This is a genomic window from Streptomyces sp. NPDC000404, assembly GCF_040300365.1.
Taxonomy (GTDB): domain Bacteria; phylum Actinomycetota; class Actinomycetes; order Streptomycetales; family Streptomycetaceae; genus Streptomyces; species Streptomyces ramulosus.
On sequence record NZ_JBEPDN010000002.1, the window covers coordinates 514223 to 522427 of the forward strand.

An 8205-nucleotide genomic window follows, 5' to 3' on the forward strand; every position below is an offset into this window, starting at 1 on the left:
TCAGGCACGGTCCTTGGGCTGGTCGTCGGTGTCAGCGGGCTGTCGCGCGCCGCGCAGGGCGGTGGTGAGGGAGGTCGTGGAGCGGTCGGGGTCGGCGGCGACGGCGGCGAGCAGCTCGGGCCAGGCGCGCATCATGGCGGCGACGGCGCGGGCGTCGAGGCGTTCGAGGGCGTAGAGCCACATGCCGCGCAGCGCGCCGTCGTCGTCCTCGCGGACGATGAGGGCCAGATCGACGGCGGACGCCTCGAAGTTGACGACGACCTCGGAGAAGACGTAGTCGTCGCCGACGCCGAGGTCGAGCGGGGCGGCGGTCAGGCCGTGCAGGTCGCGGGAGGGGACGTCGGCGTTGAGCAGGTTGAAGGAGATGCCGGACGGGCTGTGGCCCTCGGGGATCACGCCGTCCAGGGCCCACAGCGGGGCGCTCTGGTGGGTGTAGGCGGCGAGGGTGCGTTCGCGGACCTGGTCGACGAGGGCGCCGAACGCCGGGTCGCCGGAGAGGTCGGAGCGGACCACCAGGTGGTTGACGAAGTAGCCGATCAGATGCTCGGTCTCGGGGCGTTCGCGGCCGGCCAGCGGGAAGTCGACGGGGATGTCGTCGCTGCCGGAGTAGGCGGCGAGCAGCACGTCGAAGGCGGCCAGCAGGACCATGAAGAGGGTCGCGCCGCGGGCCCGGCCGATCTCGGCGAGGGCGGTGGCGGTGGCGGCGTCGACGGTGAAGCCGCGGGTGGCGCCGGTCGCGGCGGTGTGCGCCTGGTGGTCGGGGGCGGTGAAGCAGAGGGTGGGCGGCAGGCCGGCGAGGGCGGTGCGCCAGTGGTCGAGGTGGGCGTCGAGTCCGCCGTCGGCGAGGCGGCCCTGCTGCCAGGCGGCGAAGTCGCCGAACGGCACGGTGATCTCCGGCAGGTCGGCCGGGCGGCCCTGGACGGCGGCGGCGTACAGCTCGCGCATCTCGTGGAAGAGGACGCCGTAGGACCAGTTGTCGGTGACCAGGTGGTGCATGACCTGGATCAGGGCGGTCTCGCGGTCGGTGAGGCGGACGAGGAAGCCGCGGACCGGCGGTTCGGCGGCGAGGCGGAAGGGGCGCCGCTCCTCGGCGGTGACCAGCGCGCGCAGTTCGGCGGTGCGGGTCGGCTCGTCCTTCGCGCGCAGGTCGACGGTGGTCATCGGCCAGCCGCCGTCGGGCTCGAAGGTCTGGCGGGGGGCGGTGGCGTGGCCGGTGATGCGGGAGCGGAGCGGTTCGTGGCGCCGCACGACGGTGTCGAGCGCGGTGCGCAGCGCCGCCTCGTCGAGGTCGCCGGTGAGGTGGACGGCGGTCAGCACGTTGTGGAACGGCTCCTCGGCCGGGACCGGCTGGTGCAGGCACAGCTCCTCCTGCGCGAAGGAGACCGGCAGGGGGGCCAAGCGGTCGGCGGCCGGGATCGGGTCGGCGGCGGGGCCGGACGCATGGGCGGTGAGTTGCGCGGCCATGCCGGCGACCGTGGGGTGTTCGAAGAGGTCGCGCAGCGGGATGTGGACGCCGTGGGCGGCGCTGAGCTGGGAGGCGAGCTTGGTGATCAGCAGCGAGTGGCCGCCGAGGTCGAAGAAGTCGTCGTGGGCGCCGATCCGGGCCACGCCCAGCAGACCGCGCCAGGTGGCGGCGACGGCCTCCTCCAGTGGGGTGCGCGGCGCCTCGAAGGCGCGGGGCGCGTCGCTCTCCTCGTCGGGGCCGGGCAGTGCGCCGCGGTCGACGGTGCCCGCGTCGGTGAGCGGCAGCGCGTCGAGGACGACGAAGGCGGCGGGGGCCAGGTACTCCGGCAGGTGGGCACGGGCGTGCGCGGCGAGTTCGGCTGGGTCGGGAGCGGCTTCGCCGGCGGGGGTGACGTAGGCGACGGGGCGGCGGGCGCCGGTGGCGTCGGGGCGGGCGAGCAGGAACACGTCGGCGAGCTGCGGGTGGTCGCGCAAGGCGGCCTCGACGGGGGCGGCGTCGTGGCGGAAGCCGCGGACGGTGAGGCGGTCGGCGGTGCGGCCGGTGAACTCCAGGGTGCCGTCGGGGCGGACGCGGACGAGGTCGCCGGTGCGGTGCAGCACGGTCGCCGCATCGTGCGGGTCGGGGGCGAACCGTTCGGCGGTGGGTCCGGGCCGGTCGAGGTAGCCGTCGGCGAGGCAGGCGCCGGAGACGTACAGCTCGCCGGGGACGCCGTCCGGGACGGGGCGGCCGGCGTGGTCGCGGAGGTGGAGCCGGGCGTGCGGGAGGGGGCGGCCGAGCGGGGCGGTGGCCTCGGGGGCGCCGGGGTGGCAGGGCCGGGTGGTGAGTTCGCCGGTCTCGGTGGTGGCGTAGAGGTGGTGCAGCTCCGCGGCGCAGCCGGCGAAGAACCGCTCCTGGAGGGCGCGGGGCAGGACTTCGCCGCTGGTCAGGACGGAGCGCAGGGTGGTGCAGCCGGCGAGGCCGGGTGCGTCGAGGAGGGCGGCGAGGCGGCGCGGGGTGGTGTGCAGCGTGGTGATGCCGTGGGCGCGCAGCGCGGCCGGGGAGGCGTCGGCGACGGGGACCACGGCGGCGCCCGCGGCCAGCGGCCGGAGGATGTCGCGGACGGTGGTGTCGTAGGTGACGGGCCCGGTGTGCAGGACGCGGTCGGCCGGGGTGAGGGGGTGGCTGTCCTGGAGCGCGGCCAGGCGGGCGCGGAGCGCGGTGTGGGTGATGCGGACGGGTTCGGGGCGGCCGGTGGTGCCCGCGGTGTGGGCGACGCAGGCGAGGTCGTCGCCGGTGACGGTGGTCGCGGGGGCGTCGCCGGATTCGCCGTCGAGCGCGGCGGCCAGTTCGTCCAGGCACCAGATCTCGGTGTCGGTGGCGGGCAGCCGGTCGGCGAGGGCGCGGTGGGTGAGCAGCAGCGGGACCTGCGCGTCGTCCAGGCGCCGGACCAGGGCGGCCGTATCCACGCGGTCCCCGCCGTCCAGCGGTACGTAGGCGGCGCCGGACTTGAGGACGGCCGGGACGGCGACGGCGAGGTCGGCGGAGGGCGGCAGGGCGAGGCCGACGAGCACACCGGGGCCGGCGCCGTTGCGGAGCAGGCGGTGGGCGAGCTGGTTGGCGCGGCGGTCGGCGGCGGCGTGGGTGAGCCGGGGGCCGTCCGCGTCGCGCACCGCGGCGGCATCCGGGCTGGCGGCGGCCGCGGCGGCGGTGGCCTCGTGCGCGGTGGCCTGCGGCGGCTCCGCCGGGCGGGCGGCGGCCGGGAGCGGGGCGGCGGTGGCGGGCGGGAGGGCGCCGAGGCGGATGTCCGGGTCGGCGGTCGCGGCGGTCAGGGTGCGGACGAAGAGGTCCGTCAGCGCGCGGGCGGACTCCTCGTCGTAGAGGTCGGTGCTGTATTCGAGGCGGCCGCGGACGGTGTCGCCGTCCTCGAAGAGGTCGAGGAGGAGGTCGAACTCGGCCTTGTGGCCGGTCAGTTCGAGCGGTTCGACGCGCAGTCCGCCCTCGTTCCAGGTGGGGAAGGGGACGTTCTGGTACGAGACCATCACCTGGAAGACGGGGGTGTGGGCGAGGGAGCGCTCCGGCTGGAGCTGTTCGACGAGGCGCTCGAAGGGCACGCTCTGGTGGTCGTAGGCGTCGAGGCAGACGGCGCTGACGCGGCGGACGGTCTCGCGGAACGTGGGGTCGCCGGAGAGGTCGCAGCGCAGCGCCAGGGTGTTGACGAACAGGCCGACCAGCGGCTCCAGTTCGACCTGGGTGCGGCCGGCGACGGGCGTGCCGACGACGATGTCGTCGTGGTCGCAGAGCCGGGCGAGCACCGCCTGGAAGGCGGCGGTGACCACCATGAAGGGCGTGGCGCCCGCGGCGCGGGCCACCTCGCGGACGGCGGCGGTCAGCGGCGCCGGAAGGGCGAGGGGCACGGAGGAGCCGCGGTAGGTCTTCTCGCGGGGGCGGGGCAGCGGGGTGGGCAGGCCGATCTCGGCGGGGGCGCCCTTGAGGGTGCGCAGCCAGTGGTCGGTGTCGGCGTCCCAGGCGGCCTGGGCGTCGTCGCCGTTCTGCCACTGCGCGAAGTCGGCGTACTGCACGTCGAGTTCGGGCAGCCGCGGGTCGGTGCCGCGGGTGCGGGCGCCGTAGAGGGCGATGAGTTCGCGCATCAGGACGCCCATGGACCAGCGGTCGCAGACGATGTGGTGCAGCGTGACGAGGACGGCGGCGGAGTCGTCGGCGAGGTCGAGGAGTTCGACCCGGAAGAGGGGGCCGTCGGCGAGGTCGAAGGGGCGGGCGATGAGCGCGGCCTCGCGGCGGGCGATCTCCTCGTCCACCGCGTCCGCGGCCAGGCCCCGCAGCGCGACGGTGCGGATCTCCGGCGGCAGGGTGGCACGGACCTCCTGCACGGGGCCGTCGGGGCCGTCGCGGAAGACGGTGCGCAGCGCCTCGTGGCGCCGGACGATCTCCTCGCAGGCGGCGGCGAAGGCGGCGAGGTCGCAGGCGCCGTGGATGCGCAGCCCGGCGGAGATGACGTACGAGGCGCCGTTGCCGGAGAAGCGGTCCCAGAACCAGAAGCGGCTCTGCGAGAACGCCAGCGGGGCGGGCGCGGACGGGTCCGGGCGGCGCGGCACGGTGGTGGCGGGCCGGCGGTCGATGCCTTCGGCGCGCAGCAGGCTCTCCAGGAGTTCCCGGCGCTGCGGGGAGAGGTGGAAGCGACCGGTGGTCACTGGTGCGGCCCCTTTCGTGCGGTGGTGAGCGGGCGGTGCGGTGGGTGCTGCGGCGCGGCGCCGGCGGGTAGCGGGCCGGGGCGGTCCGGGCCGGTCATGCCGGGCTCCCGGGGTCGCCGAGGGCCGCTTCCACCTGGTCGTCGCTGAGTTCGGCCAGGCGGATCAGGAGGGCGGCGGTCTTCTCGATGACGGCGCGGTCGCCGCCCTCCTGGAGCAGGACCTCGGCGAGCCCGGCGACGGTCGGCTCGCGGAAGACGCGGTGCAGCGGGACGTCCGCCTGGAAGGTGTCGCGGAGCCGGGCGACGATGCGGGTGGAGAGCAGCGAGTGGCCGCCCAAAGCGAAGAAGTCGTCGGTGACGCCGACCCGGTCGAGACCGAGCGCCTCGGCCCAGATCCCGGCGATGACCTCCTCGACGGGCGTGCGGGGCGCCGTGTAGTCGTCGCCGGAGCGCCGGGTGTCGGGGGCGGGCAGCGCCTTCCGGTCGATCTTGCCGTTGGGCGTCAGCGGCAGCGCGTCGAGGGCGACGTAGGCGGTGGGGATCATGTAGTCGGGCAGCGGCACGCCGAGCGCGGTGCGCAGCCGCGGGACGAGGGACGCGAGGCGGGCCGCGGCGTCCGTTCCTTCGCCGTCGGTGTCCGGGGCGAGGACGACGTAGGCGGTCAGCCGCTGGTCGCCCGCGGTGTCCTCGCGGACGGTGACGACGGCCTGCTCGACGGAGTCCTGGGCCTCCAGCACGGTCTCGATCTCGCCGAGTTCGATGCGGTAGCCGCGGAGTTTGACCTGGTGGTCGAGGCGGCCGAGGAATTCGATCGCGCCGCCCTGGGTGCGGCGGACGAGGTCGCCGGTGCGGTAGAGCCGCTCGTCGGGGGCGGTCGGGAAGGGGTGCGGGACGAAGCGTTCGGCGGTGAGTTCGGGGCGGCCGAGGTAGCCGCGGGCGAGTCCGGCGCCGCCGATGCACAGCTCGCCGGGGACGCCGGGGGCGGCGAGGCGGCCGTGTGCGTCGAGGACGTGCAGCTGGGTGTTGGCGATGGGCGTGCCGAGGGTGACGGGGCCGTCGCCGACGCGGGCGACGGACGACCAGATCGTCGTCTCGGTCGGGCCGTACATGTTCCACACCTCGGCGCCGGTCGCCACCAGCCGGTCGGCGAGTTCCTGCGGCAGCGCCTCGCCGCCGGCCAGGATCCGGAAGCCGTCGGCGGGGTGCCAGCCGGCGTCGAGGAGCATCCGCCAGGTCGAGGGGGTGGCCTGCATGACGGTGGCGCCGGACGCGGTGAGGGCGGCGGCGAGGCGGGCGCCGTCGGCGGCGGTCCCGCGGTCGGCGAGCAGCACCCGGGCGCCCGCGGTCAGCGGCAGCAGCAGCTCCAGCATCGAGATGTCGAACGCGAGGGTGGTGACGGCGCAGAGCAGGTCGCCCTCGGCGAGACCGGGCCGCTCCCCCATCGCCGCGAGGAAGTTGCCGAGCGCGGAGTGCGGGATCTGCACGCCCTTGGGGCGGCCGGTGGAGCCCGAGGTGTAGATGACGTAGGCGAGGTCGTCGCCGCCGATCGGGCCGGTGGCGGGCGGCTGGGTGGACTCGGCGTCGAGCAGGCCGTCGGCCTCGTCGAGGCAGAGGGTCTCCGCCACGGGCAGTGCGGTCTCGGCGGTGAGGGCGGTGAGGACGGCGCGTTCGGTCAGCAGGAGGGCGAGGCCGGAGTCCTGGAGGGTGAAGGCGATGCGGTCGGCGGGGAAGCCGGGGTCCAGGGGGACGTAGGCGCCGCCCGCCTTGAGGACGGCGAGCATCGCGATCAGCATCCGGGGGGTGCGCTCGACGCACAGGCCGACCAGCACGTCCCGGCCGACGCCCTTGGCGCGCAGCACGCGGGCGAGTTGGTTGGCGCGGCGGTCCAGTTCGCCGTAGGTGAGGGTGTGGGCGCCGTCGGCGGTGCGGACCGCCTCGGCGTCGGGGGCGTGGGCGGCGCGGGCGGCGATGCGGTCCGGGACGGGCAGGTCGGCGGAGCGGTCGCGGGCGGTGTCGTTGCCGGCGGCCCGCAGCGCGGCCTCCTCGGCGGGGGTGAGCATCGCGGCGTCGCCGATGGGCGCCTCGGGGGCGGCGGCGAGGGCGGTGGTGAGTTCGGTGAGGTGGCCGGCCATCCGCCGGACGGTCGCCTCGTCGAAGAGGTCGCTGTTGTACTCCAGGGAGCCGCTGAGGCCGTCGGGGCCCTCGAAGACCTCCAGGGTGAGGTCGAAGCGGGCGGCGGCGCCGGGGACCTCGACGGGCTCCATGCGCAGGCCGACACTGCCGAAGTCGGGCAGCGTGATGTTCTGGTAGATGAAGGAGACCTGGAAGACCGGCGGGCGGGAGAGGTCGCGCTGCGGGTGCAGCTCCTCCACCAGCCGCTCGAACGGCAGCTCCTGGTGGGCGAAGGCGCCGAGCGCCGACTCGCGCACCCGGCCGATCAGTTCGAGGAAGGTGGGGTTGCCGGAGACGTCGGCGCGCAGCGCGACCATGTTGACGAAGAGGCCGATGAGCCCCTCGACCTCGGGCCGGGTGCGGTTGGCGACGGGCACGCCGACGACCAGGTCCTCCTCGCGGCTGTAGCGGTGCAGCAGGACGTCGAAGGCGGCGAGCATGCCCATGAACGGGGTGCCGCCCGCCCGGCCGCTCGCCTCGCGCAGCGCGCTCGCCGCGGCGGCGGGCAGCCGGAAGGGGACCGAGCCGCCGCGGGTGGACTGGACGGCCGGGCGCGGCCGGTCGGTCGGCAGCTCCAGCATCGGCGGGGCGCCGCGCAGCGTCTCCCGCCAGTACGCGAGGTCGGCGGCGGTGGCCTCGCCGGTGAGCCGCTTGCGCTGCCAGAGGGTGTAGTCGGCGTACTGGATCGGCAGCGGCGCGAGGTCCGGTTCGGCGCCGGTGGTCCAGGCGCCGTAGAGGGCGATGAGTTCGCCGAAGGCGACGGAGGTGGACCACAGGTCGCCGGCGATGTGGTGGAGCGTCATCAGCAGGATGTGCTCGTCGTCGGCGAGGCGCAGGAAGCGGAAGCGCAGCAGCGGGCCGGTGGCCAGGTCGAAGGGGCGGGCGAACTCCTCGCGGGCCAGGGCGACGATCTCGGCGTGCTGCTCGGGGCCGTCGCCGCGCAGCTGCGGGCAGTTCGCCACGGTGATCTCGGGCTCGCCGTCCGGGGCGATGACCTGCACCGGTGCGCCGTCGGCCGCCTCGAAGGTGGTGCGCAGCGCCTCGTGGCGGCGGACCAGTTCGCGGGCGCAGCGCCGCCACACGTCGAGGTCGAGCCGCCCGTGGACCCGCATCGCGCCGGGGATGCTGTACGCCGCGTTGCCGGGGGTCAGCTGCTCCAGGAACCACATGCGCGACTGTGCGAACGACGCGGGGAAGCGGCGCTCCTTCCGGCGGCCGCGTAGCCGCTCGGCGAGCAGGGCGCGCTTCTCGGCCGGCGACAGGCTTCCCAGATCGGTGGTGCTCACGGGCGCATCATCCTTGTGTCGTAGAGGTGGGGCGGCGGGTGCGGCGGCAGGCTCTCGGAGGTCGGCCGGTGCCGGGCGCGGGGCGTGTCGCGCGG

General features: G+C 75.7%; 2 protein-coding genes. Both read right to left on the reverse strand.

Annotated features, from left to right (window positions below; genetic code table 11):
* Nucleotides 1–4653, reverse strand: a complete 4653-nt coding sequence (locus ABT345_RS05390) for a condensation domain-containing protein (protein ID WP_345082275.1) — start codon at nucleotides 4651–4653, stop codon at nucleotides 1–3.
* A gap of 94 nt (nucleotides 4654–4747) precedes the next feature.
* Entirely contained in the window at nucleotides 4748–8110 is a 3363-nt protein-coding gene (locus ABT345_RS05395; protein WP_345082278.1) for a non-ribosomal peptide synthetase, read from the reverse strand.
* Nucleotides 8111–8205: the final 95 nt, after the last annotated feature.